The organism is Streptomyces sp. ATexAB-D23, from assembly GCF_000373645.1.
Lineage (GTDB): Bacteria > Actinomycetota > Actinomycetes > Streptomycetales > Streptomycetaceae > Streptomyces > Streptomyces castrisilvae.
Genome location: NZ_KB892042.1, coordinates 1 through 16,206, shown reverse-complemented (window position 1 = coordinate 16,206; position 16,206 = coordinate 1). Strand labels below are relative to the sequence as shown.

Sequence of the window (16,206 nt, the reverse complement as noted above, 5' to 3'; positions counted from 1 at the left end):
CCCGCGGAGCGGGATATGCCCCGGCAAGCCGGGGCATAGAGCGCGAATTGCGCAAGCGCAATTCGGATTCCCGCGCAAGCGCGGGAATGGATTCCGCAAGCGGAATTCCGAACGGAATGCAATTCGCGCAAGCGCGAATTGGAGGCGACCGCGCAAGCGCGATCACCCGGGCTGGCTACGAGGGGAGGTGCATCACACGCGGGCCTGTGTAGGGCTTGGGGTTACTACCCACCACCCCCGCAACGAGAGTGACGGACCGTCGGCCCGATCGAGTGCCGGCCCCACCGCAGTGACGGGCTCCGCTGCGCTCCACCAGAACCCCTCCCCACTCTCGAAACCGGCCGCTCACGTTCACCAATACCCGCCAGCATACCCCATGAACCGTACGTGTGGGGCGGGATTCAGCCAAGTATCAGCCTACAGAGCGAACCTGCCGCGCGGGTGATGCATCACGAGTGTCGAGTGTGTAGAGTCTGGGACCAGACACCACCACCCCGGCCCGCCAGTCACCGCGCCGGACTCTCATTCCTATTACGCGTCGCATTCCGCGAAAAGGAGAACACGGGAATGGCCGTGAAACTGCGTGAACACCAGATTGAGGCCGTAGCCGCCATCGTGCGCGGCCTCGATATCCCGCCGGGCGGCATTCCCTGGAATGGTCTGCGCGGGCAGGTGCACGCCGCGTGCGGGACAGGAAAGACCATCATTGCGGCGGCCTCCGCAAAGCGGATTGTGCCCAAGGGGCGCATTCTCGTGGTGGTGCCGACCCTCGATCTCCTGGCGCAGACCGTGAAGGCGTGGAGCAGCGCCGGGCACAAGGGGCCGGCCGTCATGGTGTGCTCGCCTCTGGACGACCCGGAGCTGTTCCACCTGGGCGTGCGGTCCACCACGAACCCCGTGCAGCTGGCCCTGTGGCACAGCGCCGGGCCGGTGACCATCTACGCCACGTACGCCTCGCTGGGCGTGCTGGTGGAGGCGTTCGAGGGCGCCTACGGGCAGAAGCTGGCGCCGGTGGACCTGGCGGTGGTCGATGAGGCGCACCGGACCAGTGGGTCGATGGGGAAGGCGTGGGCGGACATCCACGACCAGACGAAGATCCCGGCGCACCGCCGGCTGTACCTGACGGCCACACCGCGGATCTGGGAGGAGCGGCTGAACCGGGAGGTCGCCGAGGGGGTGCGCGATCCGCTGCCGCGCGAGATGGCGGCCTCGATGGACGACGAGAAGGTCTTCGGGCCGGTCCTCTACAAGCTGTCGCTGGCGTCGGCGGTGTCCCGCAAGTTGCTGGCGCGGTACCAGATCATCGTCCTGGAGCTCCAGGACCCGGTCGTCACGCCCGAGCGGCTGATGGGCGAGGAGCGGCACACCGAGGAGGTCCGCGGGCAGCGCCTCGGGGCGCTCCAGGCGGCGCTGCTGCACACGATGGAGCAGCACAACCTGTCGACGTGCATCACCTTCCACCACCGGACCATAGAGGCCGCGGCGTATGCGGAGGGCCTTCAGCGCGTGGCCAAGCGGCTGCACGCCGACCAGCCCGAGAAGTACCCCTCCGAGATCTGGGCCGACTGGCTGTGCGGCGAGCACGTCCCCGAGCGCCGGCGCGACGTCCTGGGCAAGTTCGGCTCCACCGCCCGGCGGGCCGTGCTCTCCAACTGCCGCGTCCTCGGGGAGGGCGTGGACATCCGGGCTGTGGACTCCGTGGCGCTCCTGGACCCCAAGGGCGCCCCGCACGACATCGTCCAGGCGATCGGCCGTGCACTGCGCCAGAAGCCCGGACAGGGAAAGCTGGCCTCTCTGATCGTGCCGGTATTTCTCCAGCCCGATGAAAGCCCGGAGGATATGTTCACCTCCGGTTCGTACAAGCCGTTGGTGAAGGTTCTTGAGGGTCTGCGGGCTCACGACGAAGAGGCCGTGGAATTGCTGGCGATTCCGCAGGAGCCTCAGAAAGACATCGCGCAGCCCTCCGAATACATCGGTGCCGCGCCCGCCGATAACGAGGAAGAAACCCGTCTGCTGCTCCGTTTTGCGGCCCCGCGTGATCCGTCGATGGTCGCGAACTGGGTGTCCTTCAACGTGATCGACACGGAGCGGCAGGACTGGGCGCGCGGCTGGGCGAAGCTCAAGGACTACGCGGAGCGCGAGGGCCACGCCCGGGTGCCGTACGAGCACAAGGAGGGCGCGTTCCCGCTCGGGCAGTGGGTTGCGGAGCAGCGACGGGCGTTCGGGGCGGGGCAGATGAGCGGCCGGCGGGCGGCGCGGCTGGAGAAGCTGGGCATGGCCTGGTCGGCGGCCGATGCGCGGTTCCAGGAGAACCTGGCGGCGGCCCGGGTGTACTTCGCGGAGCACTGGACGCTGTGCGCTCCGAGGTCGGCGGCCGCGCTGGACAAGCCGGTGGGGCAGTGGTTGTCCAACCTGCGCCGTCCCGGTGCGCTGGAGGGTCACCCGGAGTGGGAGGCCGCGCTCCTGGCCGTGGACGAGGACTGGAACCCGTCGTGGCCCACGGAGTGGCAGCGGCACTACGCCGCGCTGCGCGAGCTCGTGCGTGACGAGGAAGGCCCGGCGGAGGTCCTGCCCGGCTTCACCGTGCACGGCATGGACGTCGGCAAGTGGCTGGCCCGGCAGCGGCAGCCCGAGGTGTGGGCGGCCCTGGCCGACGGGCAGCGCGAGCGCCTGGAGGCCGTCGGCGTCACCCCGCTCGCCGCTCCGGCCCCGGTGGAGCTGGCCGCGCCGACGGAGCCGTCCACGGCGCCCGTGAGCGCCTTCGAGAGGGGCGTTGCGGCCCTGGCGCAGTACAAGGCCCGTACGGGCTCTGTGACGGTCCCCAGGGCCCACGTAGAGGCGTTGCCGGACGGGACGGAGGTCAAGCTCGGGGTGTTCCTCAGCAACAGCAGGAGCCGCCGGGCCAAGCTGACCGTCCACAAGCTCGCCGCGCTCGCCGGCCTCGGGCTGGAGTGGGCGGCCACGGAAGGGGCGGCGTGATGAGCACGAGCGACCAGGCGGCCGGGGAGCAGCGGGGGCGGGACGCCGTGCGGCGGCACGCGCGCACCAGGGCCTTCACGGAGGCGGAGGACGTCATCACCGCTGTGCTGTCCGACCCCGGCGTGCGCGAGGCGCGGGAGCGGGTGGAGGCGGCGGAGACGGAGCTGGGGATGGAGCTGGAAGCCCGTCTCCAGCCGTTCCAGGACCGCTACGACCAGGCCGTGGCGGAAGGTGACGCGGACGGGCTTGCCGGGCTCTGCGGGGGCAAGCACGGCCGCTGGGGGCGGATCTGCGTCCTGCCGGACGGGCACGAGACCTCGATGGAGGAACCGCACTGGGGCCGCACCAGCGAGGGCCGGCCGATCGCGTGGGTAGGCAGCGCACCTGACGACTGGTGAGCGGCGGCAGTGAGAACGGCGACAGGACCCCGGGCGGCAGGGCGACTCGGGGTCTTTCGCTGTCCGGGGCCAGCGGCACCGCTCCCAGGCCCTACACGCACTGGGGTGCGATGCCCGGGGGTTCTGAGCTGCGGCATCGCACTGGTGTGCGTGTAGGCCCTGGGATCTTCGGGGCGCTCCCCCGCCGAACTACGCCGTGGCCGGCGCGGGTTCGGTGAGACGGTCCAGACGGGTGTAGAGGGCCCGTACGAGGCGGGCGCGTTGCTGGACGCACTGGGCGGTGCCCTTGAGCGGGGCGGCCAGGCGGCCCTCGGCTTCGCGGAGGACGACTTCGGCGAGGGCGCCGCGGCCGTCGCTCTTGGGCAGCGCGGCGGCCAGGCGCCGGACGTCGGCGGCGACCGCGCGGGCGTGGCCGGTGAGCTGGAGGGCGATCTGCTCGTAGTCGCTGGGCGCGAGGTCCGGGTCGTTCCACGCGAGGACGGCGGTGACGAGGGCCTCGTGCGGGGCGCGGTCCAGGGGCAGTTCGGCGTCCATCAGGCCCTGGGGGTCGTGGAGCACGGCGTAGGCCCCGCTCACCGCAGGCCCACCGCGTCGTCGTCCTGGCCGTGGTCGCCGGGGTCGGCGGCCGGGGCCCGGGCGGCGAGGAAGCGGGCGTAGCCGCGGTCGGCACGGGCGATGAGCGCCGGGGAGGGCCGGCCGTAGTCGGGCGGTTGGAGGCCGGGGCCTTCGGGTGCGGGGCCGTCAGGTGTGGGTGCGCTCATGGGCACCGCCTCCGTTGCTGGGTGCGTCGGTGTCGTTCGACGCTACGGAGGCCGCCGCTCCGTCCTCAACGAGATTGCGGGAAATTGCGGAACTTCACTCCAGGGCGTCGATCGCGGCAGCGATGAGGTCGCGGGCGGCGTCGCCGTAGACGGCCATTTCCGTGAGGCCGGCGAACGCCCTGGCGTAGTCGGCGAGCTCGCGCGGCTGCTTCACCTTGATCTCCGCCGTCAGGGTCTCCACCACGGCCGTGGTGTCGTCGTGGAGGTAGAACGCCTCCAGCGGCCACACGGTGCGCTGCGCGGTGAACGGGATGATCCCGAGCGAGACGGAGGCGAGCGGCATCACGGCCAGGAGGTGGCGCAGCTGGCCGCGCATCGCCTCGGGGTCGGCGGTGCGGTAGCGCAGGACAGATTCCTCGAGGAGGACGACGTAGCGGTGGCCGCCCTCGTAGAGGAAGCGGGAGCGGGCGATGCGGGCGGCGACCGCCTCGGTGACGTCGTTGGGGGTGCCCTGGAAGCGGGTGATCTGCTCCATGAGGGCGGTCGCGAAGCCGGGCGTCTGGAAGAAGCCCGGGAACACGTTGGAGACGTAGACCCGGCAGACGCGGGTCTGCTCGTGCAGGGCGTTCCAGCTCTGCTGGACCTTGCGCATCCCGTCTTTGTGCAGGCGGCGCCACTCCAGGTACATGGAGTCCACCGCGCGGGCGGTGGCGATGAGGTCGTCGGCCTGGTCGTCCGCGCCGCACGCCGAACACCAGGCGCGGATGTCCGCGTCGGAGGGCGGGGCGTCGGCCTTCTGGATGCGGGTGGTCTTCGCCGGGTGCCAGCCGCACCGGGCGGAGAGGTCCTTCCCGGAAAGGCCGGCGTCCTTGCGCAGGTGGCTGAGCCGCACGGCCAGGGCCTCGCGGGCGGCCTGTGCGCTGGACGATGGGGATGCGCTCACGGTGCTCTGCTCAGTGGTTCTGGACGGTGTACTTCTCGTGCGGGACGCCGCGCTCCCACACGGTCTCGAACGCGGCGCGGCACAGCGCGACGGCGGCCGGGTCGGTGGTGCGCTCCTTGCCATCCGGCGCCCAGTCGCCGCTGCCGGTGAAGTGGTGGAACTGCACCAGCTCGCCGTCCAGGAGCCAGAAGTCGTTGCCGGGCAGCGCGATGTCGCTCGCGCGGCGGCGGGGCAGCCAGCGCACGTCCTCTCCGGCCTGGAGGTTGAGTGGGGTGATGGCGTGCTCGTAGCGGATGTAGTCGGTGACCGGCTCGGAGACGATCCGCGCCCGGCGCATCACCACGCCGCGGGCGGCCGCGTCCTGGACGAGCGGCATCCACTGGGGCCAGAAGGAGCGGGCCGGGTCGAGGTTCGGGACGCCGGTGCGCAGGAAGGTCTCGAAGTCCTCGGCTTCGTCGCCGACGGCGTACAGGTCGCGCATCTCCAGGTGGACCGCCGTGCGGTGGGTGCCGGCGAGCAGCTCAGCGAACGTCGCGGTGTTCAGCTGCTGCGCGTTCAGCGGCATCGCACGCCTCCCTCAAGATCTGCACCATGTGGAACGGGATCCGGATGACCCGCTCGTGCGGCGGGATCCCCGTCTTGTGGCCGGCGACCCACTCGGTGGAGCCGACCAGGGCCTGGAGGAGGGCATCGGCTTCCTCGCCCTGGAGGACCAGGTCCGCGCTCTCCTCTTCCACCCACACCGTCGCTGATCCCTCACCGCCGGTGTTGGGGTCGATCCCGACGAACCGTAGCGTCATCACGTACTCCCCTGGGACTCGGTTGCGCGTAGTTGCGCAGACCGTCCCGCAGCCCGGCACCGACGTCAAGGCCGCCTCCGGGAGAGTGCGAGGAACTCCGACGTCGGCGCCCCCGCCGACCGTCAGTTCCCCGCGCGCTCGTACCGAACGATGGCCTCGCCCAGGTACCGCTTGACCTGCGCGGGCAGGTCACGGTTCGACGTGTCCACGAAGGTCTTCTTCGTGATCGGGTCCGGGGCGTAGGAGGACACGTACTCTCCCTCGCGCTCGGGACGGACGTCGTTGTCCAGCCAGAAGCGGCCTGCCGTGCCGTCCTCCAGCAGCAGGACCGGCGACTCCATCCAGTCGTCCTCCAGATCACCGTCTTCGTCGCGCCGGCGGCCGGAGATGCTGGCGAGCTTCCAGCAGCGATGCCGTGCGACCTCCCGGAGCCGCTGGCCGTTCGCGGAGTACCTGCCGCGGAACAGCGCGGGCTTCACCTGTACGAGGGCCTCGGAGCCGTACGGTCTCAAGCGCTCCACTGCCTCCGCCAGGAGCCGCTGGACCTCAGCCGCCTCGCTCTGTTCCCGCTCGACTTGCCGCTGGTCAGCGTTCGCCCAGGAGTCGGCTCGGGCTCGTGCTGCTCGGATCTCGTCATCAAGGCCACCCATGAACGGCAGGGTATCGGCGGGAACTGCCGTACTGGGCATGATGAGTTGGCAGGCAGGGTGACCGCCGGTCGGTGTGGTCGTTGGACAGCGCGAACCCCTTCCGGGCCCCGGGGATGTCATGGCTGATCCCCCCCGGGGCCCGTGGCGTGTCCGGCGCCCGGTCAGTGCTGGGGGTCGTCCGGGTCGGTGAGCCAGGTGACGACGTCGGCGTCGGTCATCCAGATCGCCTGCGTCTCGTGCACCTCGTCGTGCTGGACGACGTGGCCGCGGCCTCCGCCCTTGCTCGGCTTCGGCGCCGGGCCGGTGAGCGGGGCGAGGCGCTGCCAGGTGCTGGCCGTGACCCGGGCCAGGATCACCGTGCCGAACATCTCGTGCGGCACCGCCCCGAGGACGCGGGTGGCGGGCGTGCCGTCGAGGATGACGTGGACGCGGGCGGCGCGTCCGGTCCACAGCGCGGCCTCGAGGGCGGCGACGGCCGGGGACGTGCGCGGGTCGCCGTCGCTGCGGAACGTCTCCCAGTAGCGGGTGAGCCGGTGCAGCGTGCCGTTGGCGCTGTCCACCGAGACGATGAGGCGGGGCGTGGCGTCGAGCTCGGTGTCGGTGAGGTCGAGGCGGCGCGTCAGCTCCTCTCCGAGGCCGACCAGGGCGTCGTGGATGCCGGCGACGTTCCCGCGGTGGGTCACCGTCGGCAGGCCCCTGGCCCACAGGTGGGAGATCCGCTTGGCGTCCAGGAGCAGGGCGTGCGCGCCCTGGTGGAGGAACTGGGCGGTCAGGGAGCGCAGCACGGTGGTGCTGCCGCCGCCGGCGCCGGTGCAGACCAGGACGTGCGGGCATTCGGCATCCAGGTCGACGGCGATGGCGCGGCCGTCGGTGCTGATGCCGATGAGGGCGGTTCCCTCGGGCATGGCCTCTATCTGCTCGCGCAGGTCGGGGGCGGCGAAGCTGAGCATCGTCGGGAGTGCGGTCTTCGTCATGGCGGCGGTGTTCCTGTTCTGTGTGGTGCCTGGTGAACCGGGTGTTCTCCAGGGCTGGGGGGATCGTGTCGGTGAAAGCGGACAGGTCCGGATCGGCGGGGGCGGGTCGGATTTCCGACCCGCCACCGCCGGGGGTCAGTCGAGGTCGGTGGTGCCGGTGGCGGCGCGGGGCCGGTTGCGGGCCCACTTCTTGAGGTCGCCGACGCGGTAGAGGAGTTCGGCGCCGCGCTTGCCTGCCGAGCTGGGGAAGGTCGGGTCGTTGGCGCGGGCGAAGCGCAGCGCGGCCAGGGTGATGCCGGGCAGGTGGTGTTCGGCGGCCTCGCGGAGCCCCACCGCCTGGTCGTCGTCGACCACGGCCGGGGCCGGGGGCCCCGGCGGCGTCTCCGTGGCGTTGGCTGCGAGCTCGCCGGGCGCGGCGGCCGGGGCCAGAGCGAGGTCGGCGGTCCGGGCTCCGTCCGTGGGCGGCTCGGAGGCGGGCGGAAGTTCGCCGGTGCTGGTGGGCGGGGTGTCGGCGAGGGAGTTGGCAGGCGGCTTGTGCAGCTGCACCGGGACGGACCCGCCGACGGCCGCGGCCGTCTTGCCGGTGGTGGCCCACTCGCGGGCTTCGAGCTCGGTGAAGAACAGCACCTGCGTCTCCCGCGCGGTGCCGCCGGAGACGACCTGAGCGCGGCCGCGGTGCTTGGTGGACTTCGGTGCCGGGTGGACCTCGGGAGCGAGCATCCGCCAGGCGTTGACGCTGTACTTGGCGAGGATGCGGGTGGAGAACTGCTCGCGGACCTCCGGGCCTCCCAGCGCACGGGCCGTGGCGGACTGCGCGACCAGGAGGACGTGCATCCGCAGCTGGCGGCCCATGTAGAGGATCTCGTTGAGCGCGTCGATGGCCGGGGAGACCTTCGGGTCGCCGGACTCGCGGATCTTCTCCCAGTAGCGGGCCAGCATCTTCATCGTGGCGTTGACCTCTTCGAGGAGGATCAGCAGCCGTGGGCCGATGGCCTTGGGGTCGGCGTCGATGCCCAGTTCGTCGGCGACGCGGGTACGGCGCCGGCCTTCCACACCGAGGGCGATGAGCTGGTCGTGGATGTCGGCGACGTCGCGGCAGTAGGTGACGCCGTCGATGCCGTGGGCCCACGGGTGGGAGATCCGCTTGGTGTCGAGGACGATCACGAGCGATCCGTGGTGAAGCATCTGGCAGGCGATGCACCGCAGGGTCACCGACTTGCCGCCGCCGGTGGAGGCGTTGACCAGGATGTGCGGGGACTCCGCGTCCAGGTCGACGGAGACGATCTGCCCGCCGGCACCGAACCCGATGATCGGCGCGGACTCCTTGGCCTTGGCGACCAGCTCCCGGGTCTTGGGGTCCTTGAAGAGGGCCTTCGCCGGAGGCTTGCGGGTCTTCTTCACCCGCACGTACGGCTTGCGGCCCTCGGGGTGCCAGTCGAACGTCACGCCCTCCAGGGCGAGCTTCTGGGTGATGAGGTCGGCGACGACGTCGCGGGAGAAGCCCAGATGCCGGGGCAGGTCGATGCGTATCTCCGCGTCGTCGTCGCTGAAGTTCTTCGGGACGTGGAGGTAGCGGCGCGGGTCGGTCTGCTCCGCCAGTCCGAGCGGTCGGTGGATTGCGTCGTGCAGCGGCTGGACCCACTCGCGCATCAGCTCCCGGCGCTCACGGGTGAGGACCATGTACGCGGCGCTGCCCACGGTCAGGACGGAGGCCGCGCCGATCCCGCCGGGCTCCAGCGCGGCGAGCGCCGCTTCCCGGTTCTCCCACAGCTCCTGGACGCCTCGCACGGTGGCGTCCAGGTCCTGGGTGGCCAGGTAGCCGCTCTCCGCGACCCCGGCCCCCAGCGCGACGCGGAAGGACAAGCGCCGCCACCCGGGCTTGTAGGAGCGGCGCCGGACCTTGCCCTCCACCTTCGGCAGGACCCGGGTGCCCGCGCGCCAGAACGTGGCGTCGGTGCGCTTCACGCCGTCCAGGTCCCGGCCGGCCAAGGCCCGGCCGATTCCGCGCGCGAGGGAGTCAGCTTCCTTCTCCAGCTGCTTGTCGAACTTCGTCTGTGCCATGGCCGTGCCCTTTCGATCTGCGTCCCGGCACCTCACACCCGGAAGCGGACACGAACCGTAAGAGCTTTGGCCTGTGGATAGAGCGCGGCGAAAAGTGGGCCCTGAGCTGCGATCTGTGGACAACTTTCCGGCCCGAAAATCCGCAGGCGCCCCGCCTCTGAACCGCAGTCGGTACAACGGTGAGGAGAGATCAACCTGGGAGGGGCCGCATGACCGAACACGACGACGACGCAACCGAGTTCACTTCCGCGGTGGAGCGCGCCAAGCAGTACGAGGCGATGGCCTCGCGGTACGTCAGGAAGGCGTTGGCGGGCGAGGCGGGCGCGGCGCAGATGGCGCAGACGTTCGCGTCGCTCGCGGCCGCCGCCCGGATGGAGCGCCTGGACTGGCGTATGCGGGTGCTGGGCGACCAGCTCGGGGACGCGAAGAAGGCGATGGACGGTCTTCGTCGCAAGCTGCCCGAGCGGTGAGGTCCGTCAGCTGACAGCGGCGGTGCTTACCGTGGGGGCGTGACCACACCCTCCGCCGCGCCCTGGAGATATGGCCATCAGCGGGGGACGTCGTCCAAGGTGGGGCAATGAGCGCACTGCGACCCGGTGACATCACCGACGAGATGATCCAGGCCATGGACACGGCCAAGCGGCAGGCCCTGCAGAAGGATCTGCGTGCCCTCGCCGCGAACATCCGCGCCGACGCCGAAGGCCGCTACGACAGCGCGGAGCCCGGGTGGCGGGCCGGAGTCGAGTGGACGCTGCTGTGGATCGAGAACACCGCCGGCCAGCTGACCGAGGGCAGGGCGTAGGCAGCGCCGTCGACGGGCGTCAGGGTGTGTCGCCGGAGTAGTGGAAGCGGCACACCACACCCGGGCCGGTTGCCGGGCGCGGCGCGCCGGGGAGCGGGTCGTACAGCGCCCGGCCGCCGGGCCACCGTCCCAGCTCGGTCATCAGGGCGACGCCGTCCTCGATCTCTTCCGGCCGCCAGCCCGTGATGTCGAGCAGCAGTCCGTCCAGCGGCCCGCCGACCAGCGCGGCGTACATCTGGTGCGGCAGCGGGCCCGGGTTGGGGTCGTCGTGGTCGCAGCCGTACACCCGGCCGCGCAGCAGCTGCTCGTCACCCTCGTTCATCCGGCCAGCCTCCCAGCCACCACCGACATCCCGGGCGTGACGGTTCAGGCGCGGAAGCGGGAGCGCCAGCCGCCGGCCTTCTGCGGGGCGGCCTCTTCCTGCGCCTGCTCGCTCAGGCGCTCTTGCTCCTGGCGCTCGCGTTCGTCGGCTTCGGCCTGCTTGCGGGCTGCGACGGCCCGGTCCTGGCAGTCCTCGCACAGCTGCGGGTGCGACTCGCGCGACTGGTCCCAGCCCCGTACGTCGACCGCCTTCCACCGGGCGTCGGTGAACTTCGCGCCGCAGTCCGCGCACACCGGCCGCCGTGCTTCCCGCGCCGCGGCTTCCCGCTCCTCATGGCGCTGCTGCTCCTCGTGGGCGGCCTGGCGGCGGCGGGCGAGGGCGGCGTCCCGGCGCGGGTTGCCGATCGCGTCCAGCAGGGGCTGGAACTCCTTGCGGCCGAACCGCCAGAAGACGGGGCCGCTCGGGCCGTGCTCGATCAGCAGGTCCAGCGTGGTCGCCACGATCGGGATGCACCCGTCGTAGGAGTGGTAGCCGTCCTCGCGGTCCCAGCGGCCCTTCCAGTGGTGGCGGGTGAGATCGGCGACCGCTGCCATCTGCTTCTTCGCGGAGCGTTTGCCGACCTGGTTGAAGACGAGCAGGACCGGCGGGTGCACCCGCTCGTAGCCCTGCCAGGCCGGTGCGGACCAGCGGGTGCGCCACATCGGCTTCTCTACGCCGTCGGTGTCCTTCTCCTTGCGCTGGAAGAACCTGGCGTACTTGTCGAACTTCGCGGCGATGAGGACGGCTTCCTCGGTGCAGTTGTCGGCCTCGATGAACAGCAGCGGTACCCCGTCGCCCGGGGCGGTCACAACGACGTCGGCGCGGGCGCTGCCGATCGCGGGGTTCTTCCAGGTGCCCTTCACCGGGAGCGCGACCTCGGTGGCGTACGAGGTGAGCGTGCCGATCCCGGCCGGGGCGTCGACGGCGGCCTGCGCGGCGGCGACCGCTTCGGCCGGCTCCCCGGCGACCAGGTCGAGGTCGGGCTTCGGACGGATCAACGCGATGACCGTCTCGTTCACCGTCATCGGGTGGGAGGCACCGGAGCGGCCCGCACTCTTGGGCATGCCGCCCATCTCTTCCGGCTCACGGTCCAGGTCGATCGCGGCGGCGGCCAGCCCGGCCGCGGTGAGGATGCGCACCTCTTCCCCGCCCCGGGTGCGGCCGCCGTCGACGGCCAGGCCGTGACGACGCAGATCGTTCGCCGCGCCACGGTGGGAGGCGGTGCGCGCTTCCTTCCGCTTCGCCGGCGTCTCCTTGAGGGTGTGCCGGTAGCTCAGGTGCGGCGAGGCGAGGCGCTGTATCTGATCGGCGGTCGCGACCTTGAGCACCCCGAGCACGGACAGCACGTCGCCCCGCAGACCGTTCGACGACCCCGCCTCGTTCGCCTTGCGCTTGCCCGCCATCAGACCCGCCCTCCCCGCACCCGCGCCCCACCGGGCTCACCACCTGTTCGTGTCCGGCCACCGGCCGGGCGCCGGCCCCCGGCCGTGGAGGGGATCGGCCCCCCGCACCCGATGATCTCCCTCCCCACCGACAACCAACTCAGGTCATAGGGGAGAGAAGAGGGTTGTGACAATCCGGAGCGAGCCCGAAAACCCACTCTGACAAGGGAAAATGCCGGTCGGGCGGGCATCGGGCACGGAAGTGGCTTCGGCAGTGGGAACGCAAGCGGCGGCGGCAGGAGCTCACCGGGGCTTGTCCACCACTGCGGGCCAGGCGCGGACGCCTCCCACGGGGCGGCACTCGCGCGGCGCGCAGGGCTCCATCGTGCCCTGTCAGCACCGCTGCGGGAAGGGACGGACGGGGACAGCACAGGGGCGGGTGCGGGCACGAGGTCCTCGTTCCTCCCGGCCGGGCCGGGGTGGGCAGCGGTTCATCCGTCCCACGCGCATCCGTCTCGCGCGTAGGACGGATGCCACCCTGCTCGAACACCCCTTGTCCGCCGTCCGACGCTCCACCCGACCGGCGTCCGCTTTCGACGCGTTGGGGCTTGCGCAGCCGATTTGCGCGTGGCTGACGCCACACCGCCCGGCCGAAAGTCAGCGGGCGGGCCGGCTGCTGGACGGTGAGGCTCCGCGCCGCCAGTCCGAGGGCTTCTGGCCGCGGAACGTCTCGCCGCTCTCGATCCGGGCCTTGTTCCGGGCGAACTCCCGCTCGGCTGCCGACAACGGACGGGGCGCGCAGCCGGGGTGTCCCCAGCCGTCGGTCACCTTCGTGATGACCTCGCCCTTGGCGTAGTCCTTGAAGCAGGCCGGGCAGGTGCCCGGGTACGCGGCCCGCAGCGACCCGCGCGGCAGCGGCACCGCCTTCTTGGCCGCCGCCTTCTTCGCGGCCGGCTTCCCACCGCCCGCCTTCTTCGCCGCCTGCGCCCGCTTGATCGCCTCGCGCTGCGCCTTGCCGGGCCGCTTCTTCGGCTGCTGCCCGCGTGCCGCCTTCGCGGCCTTCTGTGCCGGGGTCTGTCCCACGCGCGGATCGTAGAACCCGGCCTCCGGCGGCCGCCGCGCGCCACGCGCACCAGGTACACCGAGCAGCGGCGCGCGGGAGCGGACCGGGGCGTGCACGGCGCGATGAGTTGCGCCCGCACCGCCCGGGGACGGAGATTTCTCCTCCCCCGGGCGTTGTCCTGTTCGGGCGGGATGTCGCACGTAGCGAACCTGGTCAAGGAAGGATGCGGGCATCCCGCCACGGTGGACATCCATCCGGTGCACGGTGGCGGTCATCGGATGCGGCTCATCGCCTGGACGATGCCGTTCACTCCCGCCGCGATGCGGTTCATCGGATGCAGTTCATCGCCGGGGCAACGGGAAGTGGCGGGTGCGGTGGAGTCCACCGGGTGCGGTCCACTCCGCACGATGTCGTGCACTCCCGCACCGGTGGTGCGCACCACCGGGAGTGGCGGTGCGCACCGTGGTGCGGTCGGTGCGCGCACCGGCCGTGCAGGCCGGGCCGACAGGTGCGCGCACCACGGCCTGGAGGTGCGCGTCGTGGCGCGCGTGGTGCGTTCCGGGCGGCGCGCGGGCTGCTGCGACGAGGGCCAGGATCGAGCGAAGTCCCCCTTATCACAGCCCCCCTTGTCCGCGATCCTCTCGAAGTCCGATATGGGCGCTATGCGGGTGCCGAGTGTGCGGGAGGTCACATGAAGAGGGCGCGGTGGCGGGCCCGGTGGGCGCGTTCTGGTGGGGCGGCCAAGCGGTGCGCACCTGTTCGGGCAGGCGGTGCGCTGGGCGCGCGCACCGAGGGTGCGGTGGGCGCACCAGGGCCTGCCGGTGCGCGCACCACGGTGCGGTGGCCGGCGGGTGCGGCGCACCACGATGCGCACCGGTGCGGCGGCCGGGAGTGGACGCCATCGTCGGTGCGCGCACCGGTGCGCGCGATGAAGTGCACCGGTTCATCGAGTGGATGCGCCGGGTGTCGGGATGCTCCACTCCCCCACCCCGATGCTCACCGCAGAGTGGAGTCCACTCCCACCCGGTGCGCGGCACGGTGGGCTCCACTCTCCACCCGGGACATCGTCGATCCCTCCACCGGATGTAGGGGCCACCGCGTCCACTCACCTCCGGTGGCGTCGGCGGCGCCGCACGGCGGCCTGCCACTGGTTCGGCCGGCCTCCGGGGTACTGCCGGGAGCGGCGCCGGACCGGTGGCGGCTTCGGGGCCGGGTACAGGGCCGCGCGCAGCCGGGCCGCGTCGGCGAGCTCCGCCAGGCGCTCCAGCCGCTCGGGCGAGATGTACGTCGGGATCGGGTAGACCATCGGGGCCTCCGTGCTCGGTGGATCGCTCCCCCGCACCCTCCCAGCTCCCGCAGACTCCGGGGCAGCCGAACCCGCCCGTGTCCCCGCAGGTGCTCCGGCGACTTCTCCCGCCGTCCCGCAGGGCGGGCCCTGCGGGAGGCCGTACATGCCGACGCCCACGGACGTCTGGTCCGTGGGCGTCGGCATGTACGGCGGTCAGCTCTCCAGCATCGCCTTGAGGTCGCCCAGGCTCAGTTCGTTCGTGCCGCGGACGGCCGCGCTGCTCTGGGTCCACTTGACGATCGCGGGGTGTGCGTCCTCCGGCGAGTACGACGTGGCGATGGCCGTGTTCTGCCCGTCGGTTTCGGCGAGCTGGGTGAGGTAGGCGGCCAGGGTGTACGGTCCTCCGCCGCCGTAGCCGATGCCGTAGCCGTGGCCCTCACGCTGCGGGAGGATCGACAGGTCTCCCTTCCCCGTCCGCGCCCAGAACAGGCTGCGGCCGGTGTGGAAGCGGCTGAAGACGTCGTCCGGGCGCAGGGCGAGCGGGGCGTACGTCTTATAGCTCCACTGGTCCGTGCCGCCGGTGCCCGAGTGCTTGAAGTGCTCTCCCACGACGGGCAGCCCGAACTCGGGGTCGTAGAAGGTCCGGCGGCACACGCAGCCCGAGCCGTTGATCGCTGAAGGGCTGCTGGCGTCCTCGGTGACGCACGGGTGGAACAGGGCCGGGATCTTCGTCCGCTCCACGAGCGTGCAGTGCAGCGCGTTCGGCTCGCACCGCACCAGTCTGCTCAGCCACTCCTGGAAGTGCGGGGTCACGGTCTGCTGCGCCTCGATGTCCACCGCGGCGTTCAGCGACGCCCCGGCGACGCTGCGGCTGGGCTCGGTGTAGAGGACGAAGTGCATGAAGCCGTTCGTCGGGTCGGTCAGGTTCAGGTCGACGGGCTCATAGGTCAACGTGGCGCTCCAATGCGGGTGGTGCCGGGCGGCAGGTCAGGAGACGCGGTGCTCGGGGCGCAAGACCAGGCCGCTGTACAAGAACTGCTCGGCATCGTCCGGTCCGAGACCAAGGGCGCGGCAGACGGCGAGCCCTTCGGCGTCGCTGACGAAGGCGAGCAGGATCTTGCGGCTGGCGGAGTCGGCCATGGTCCGGCGGGCGGCTTCGATGGTGTGGGCGACGCAGCCGGTAGTGCCGTCTTCGACGATGTCCCGGCGCGTGGTGTCGTCCCAGACGTTGAGCTGGAGGTTGGCGCCCTCGGTAGAGCAGTCCTCCTTGGAGCCCGCACCGAGCACGCACCGACCGAGCAGCGCAGCGTGGGCGCGGCGTTGGAGGTAGACGACCTTCTCCAGAGCCTCTGCGGTGTACTTCTCCAGGTTCTTCTGGACCATCTCCCGGGGCATGATCGCGATTGCGGGATCGGAGCACCTGGCCCGGACGAGAAGGTTCGACATGTCTTCGGCGAGGCCGTCGACCATGCTGAGCAAGCTCACCATGTTCACGTCGCCGTGCTGGCGAGGCGGGGGCAGTTCGTCGGGGTAGTTCTCCAGCGGTTCCAAGCGTTCGTGCAGGTCGGTCAAGGTTCCTCCCGTGCCGGTGCCAACGCCCCGATTCTCAGTCCGGGGCACCAGGCCTCGCGGGTGAAGTCGCCAATCGGCCAGCCGCTGGCCAATTGGCGTCCTCGTCAGAGGCCCTGGCCCGCTCCCCTGCCTTGCTCGGGCTGCGTCGTGTGGTGCTGCTGCTGGCGGGCGG

18 protein-coding genes are annotated in these 16,206 nt (G+C 71.5%); 4 read left to right on the top strand and 14 right to left on the bottom strand.

Annotated elements, in window-relative coordinates; all coding sequences use genetic code 11:
• Window positions 1–567 precede the first annotated feature (567 nt).
• A complete protein-coding gene (locus tag B082_RS0127530) occupies window positions 568–2,979 on the top strand; it encodes a DEAD/DEAH box helicase (protein WP_026250268.1) in 2,412 nt (803 codons plus the stop codon).
• A complete protein-coding gene (locus B082_RS0127525; RefSeq protein WP_106435547.1) occupies window positions 2,979–3,377 on the top strand; it encodes a hypothetical protein in 399 nt (132 codons plus the stop codon). The genes B082_RS0127530 and B082_RS0127525 overlap by 1 nt, the downstream gene beginning before the upstream one ends.
• A gap of 189 nt (window positions 3,378–3,566) precedes the next feature.
• Here the strand turns inward: B082_RS0127525 and B082_RS0127520 are convergent, their stop codons facing one another.
• The 8 genes from B082_RS0127520 to B082_RS39285 form a co-directional block, all read right to left on the bottom strand.
• Window positions 3,567–3,953 carry a DUF6415 family natural product biosynthesis protein gene (locus B082_RS0127520; protein ID WP_018555019.1) on the bottom strand — a complete coding sequence of 129 codons (387 nt, stop codon included), beginning with the start codon at window positions 3,951–3,953 and terminating at the stop codon, window positions 3,567–3,569.
• Complete coding sequence (locus B082_RS0127515) at window positions 3,950–4,138, bottom strand: hypothetical protein (protein WP_018555018.1); 189 nt, start codon at window positions 4,136–4,138, stop codon at window positions 3,950–3,952. Before B082_RS0127515 ends, B082_RS0127520 begins: the two co-directional genes overlap by 4 nt.
• A 94-nt stretch (window positions 4,139–4,232) precedes the next feature.
• Window positions 4,233–5,081, bottom strand: a complete 849-nt coding sequence (locus B082_RS0127510) for a helix-turn-helix domain-containing protein (RefSeq protein ID WP_026250267.1) — start codon at window positions 5,079–5,081, stop codon at window positions 4,233–4,235.
• A 10-nt stretch (window positions 5,082–5,091) separates the two neighbouring features.
• Window positions 5,092–5,646, bottom strand: coding sequence for a DUF6879 family protein (locus tag B082_RS0127505; RefSeq protein WP_018555016.1), 555 nt, complete (start codon window positions 5,644–5,646; stop codon window positions 5,092–5,094).
• Entirely contained in the window at window positions 5,603–5,881 is a 279-nt protein-coding gene (locus B082_RS38330) for a hypothetical protein (protein ID WP_078622669.1), read from the bottom strand. The genes B082_RS0127505 and B082_RS38330 overlap by 44 nt, the downstream gene beginning before the upstream one ends.
• A gap of 122 nt (window positions 5,882–6,003) precedes the next feature.
• Complete coding sequence (locus B082_RS40085; RefSeq protein ID WP_234018247.1) at window positions 6,004–6,531, bottom strand: hypothetical protein; 528 nt, start codon at window positions 6,529–6,531, stop codon at window positions 6,004–6,006.
• Window positions 6,532–6,692: 161 nt separating this feature from the next.
• Window positions 6,693–7,505 (bottom strand): hypothetical protein, encoded by an 813-nt coding sequence (locus tag B082_RS0127490; protein ID WP_018555013.1) that lies wholly within the window; start codon window positions 7,503–7,505, stop codon window positions 6,693–6,695.
• 135 nt (window positions 7,506–7,640) lie between these two features.
• The gene (locus B082_RS39285; RefSeq protein WP_020573039.1) at window positions 7,641–9,566 is read right to left on the bottom strand and encodes a helicase HerA domain-containing protein; all 1,926 of its coding nucleotides are present in this window, start codon (window positions 9,564–9,566) and stop codon (window positions 7,641–7,643) included.
• A gap of 209 nt (window positions 9,567–9,775) precedes the next feature.
• Here B082_RS39285 and B082_RS0127480 point away from each other — a divergent pair, with 209 nt between their 5' ends.
• Together B082_RS0127480 and B082_RS0127475 are read left to right on the top strand one after the other, a co-directional pair.
• A complete protein-coding gene (locus B082_RS0127480) occupies window positions 9,776–10,036 on the top strand; it encodes a hypothetical protein (RefSeq protein WP_018555012.1) in 261 nt (86 codons plus the stop codon).
• 107 nt (window positions 10,037–10,143) lie between these two features.
• Window positions 10,144–10,368, top strand: a complete 225-nt coding sequence (locus tag B082_RS0127475; protein WP_018555011.1) for a hypothetical protein — start codon at window positions 10,144–10,146, stop codon at window positions 10,366–10,368.
• Window positions 10,369–10,387: 19 nt separating this feature from the next.
• Here the strand turns inward: B082_RS0127475 and B082_RS0127470 are convergent, their stop codons facing one another.
• From B082_RS0127470 to B082_RS0127445, 6 genes are all read right to left on the bottom strand, one after another.
• On the bottom strand, window positions 10,388–10,690 hold the full coding sequence (locus B082_RS0127470) for a hypothetical protein (RefSeq protein ID WP_018555010.1): 303 nt from the start codon (window positions 10,688–10,690) through the stop codon (window positions 10,388–10,390).
• 44 nt (window positions 10,691–10,734) lie between these two features.
• On the bottom strand, window positions 10,735–12,132 hold the full coding sequence (locus tag B082_RS0127465) for a replication-relaxation family protein (RefSeq protein WP_018555009.1): 1,398 nt from the start codon (window positions 12,130–12,132) through the stop codon (window positions 10,735–10,737).
• Window positions 12,133–12,768: 636 nt separating this feature from the next.
• The gene (locus B082_RS36815; protein WP_018555008.1) at window positions 12,769–13,194 is read right to left on the bottom strand and encodes a hypothetical protein; all 426 of its coding nucleotides are present in this window, start codon (window positions 13,192–13,194) and stop codon (window positions 12,769–12,771) included.
• Between the two features lie 1,085 nt (window positions 13,195–14,279).
• Entirely contained in the window at window positions 14,280–14,480 is a 201-nt protein-coding gene (locus tag B082_RS0127455) for a hypothetical protein (RefSeq protein ID WP_018555007.1), read from the bottom strand.
• Between the two features lie 195 nt (window positions 14,481–14,675).
• On the bottom strand, window positions 14,676–15,413 hold the full coding sequence (locus tag B082_RS0127450) for a hypothetical protein (RefSeq protein ID WP_018555006.1): 738 nt from the start codon (window positions 15,411–15,413) through the stop codon (window positions 14,676–14,678).
• A 36-nt stretch (window positions 15,414–15,449) separates the two neighbouring features.
• Window positions 15,450–16,034 carry a hypothetical protein gene (locus B082_RS0127445; protein ID WP_018555005.1) on the bottom strand — a complete coding sequence of 195 codons (585 nt, stop codon included), beginning with the start codon at window positions 16,032–16,034 and terminating at the stop codon, window positions 15,450–15,452.
• Window positions 16,035–16,206 lie beyond the last annotated feature (172 nt).

What these genes read in the sequence shown, in the direction of transcription:
- B082_RS0127530 (WP_026250268.1), top strand. Translation starts at nt 568, where the DNA reads ATGGCCGTGAAACTGCGTGAACACCAGATTGAGGCCGTAGCCGCCATC.
- B082_RS0127525 (WP_106435547.1), top strand. Translation starts at nt 2,979, where the DNA reads ATGAGCACGAGCGACCAGGCGGCCGGGGAGCAGCGGGGGCGGGACGCC.
- B082_RS0127515 (WP_018555018.1), bottom strand. Translation starts at nt 4,138, where the DNA reads ATGAGCGCACCCACACCTGACGGCCCCGCACCCGAAGGCCCCGGCCTC.
- B082_RS0127505 (WP_018555016.1), bottom strand. Translation starts at nt 5,646, where the DNA reads ATGCCGCTGAACGCGCAGCAGCTGAACACCGCGACGTTCGCTGAGCTG.
- B082_RS38330 (WP_078622669.1), bottom strand. Translation starts at nt 5,881, where the DNA reads ATGACGCTACGGTTCGTCGGGATCGACCCCAACACCGGCGGTGAGGGA.
- B082_RS40085 (WP_234018247.1), bottom strand. Translation starts at nt 6,531, where the DNA reads ATGGGTGGCCTTGATGACGAGATCCGAGCAGCACGAGCCCGAGCCGAC.
- B082_RS0127490 (WP_018555013.1), bottom strand. Translation starts at nt 7,505, where the DNA reads ATGACGAAGACCGCACTCCCGACGATGCTCAGCTTCGCCGCCCCCGAC.
- B082_RS39285 (WP_020573039.1), bottom strand. Translation starts at nt 9,566, where the DNA reads ATGGCACAGACGAAGTTCGACAAGCAGCTGGAGAAGGAAGCTGACTCC.
- B082_RS0127480 (WP_018555012.1), top strand. Translation starts at nt 9,776, where the DNA reads ATGACCGAACACGACGACGACGCAACCGAGTTCACTTCCGCGGTGGAG.
- B082_RS0127475 (WP_018555011.1), top strand. Translation starts at nt 10,144, where the DNA reads ATGAGCGCACTGCGACCCGGTGACATCACCGACGAGATGATCCAGGCC.
- B082_RS0127470 (WP_018555010.1), bottom strand. Translation starts at nt 10,690, where the DNA reads ATGAACGAGGGTGACGAGCAGCTGCTGCGCGGCCGGGTGTACGGCTGC.
- B082_RS0127465 (WP_018555009.1), bottom strand. Translation starts at nt 12,132, where the DNA reads ATGGCGGGCAAGCGCAAGGCGAACGAGGCGGGGTCGTCGAACGGTCTG.
- B082_RS0127455 (WP_018555007.1), bottom strand. Translation starts at nt 14,480, where the DNA reads ATGGTCTACCCGATCCCGACGTACATCTCGCCCGAGCGGCTGGAGCGC.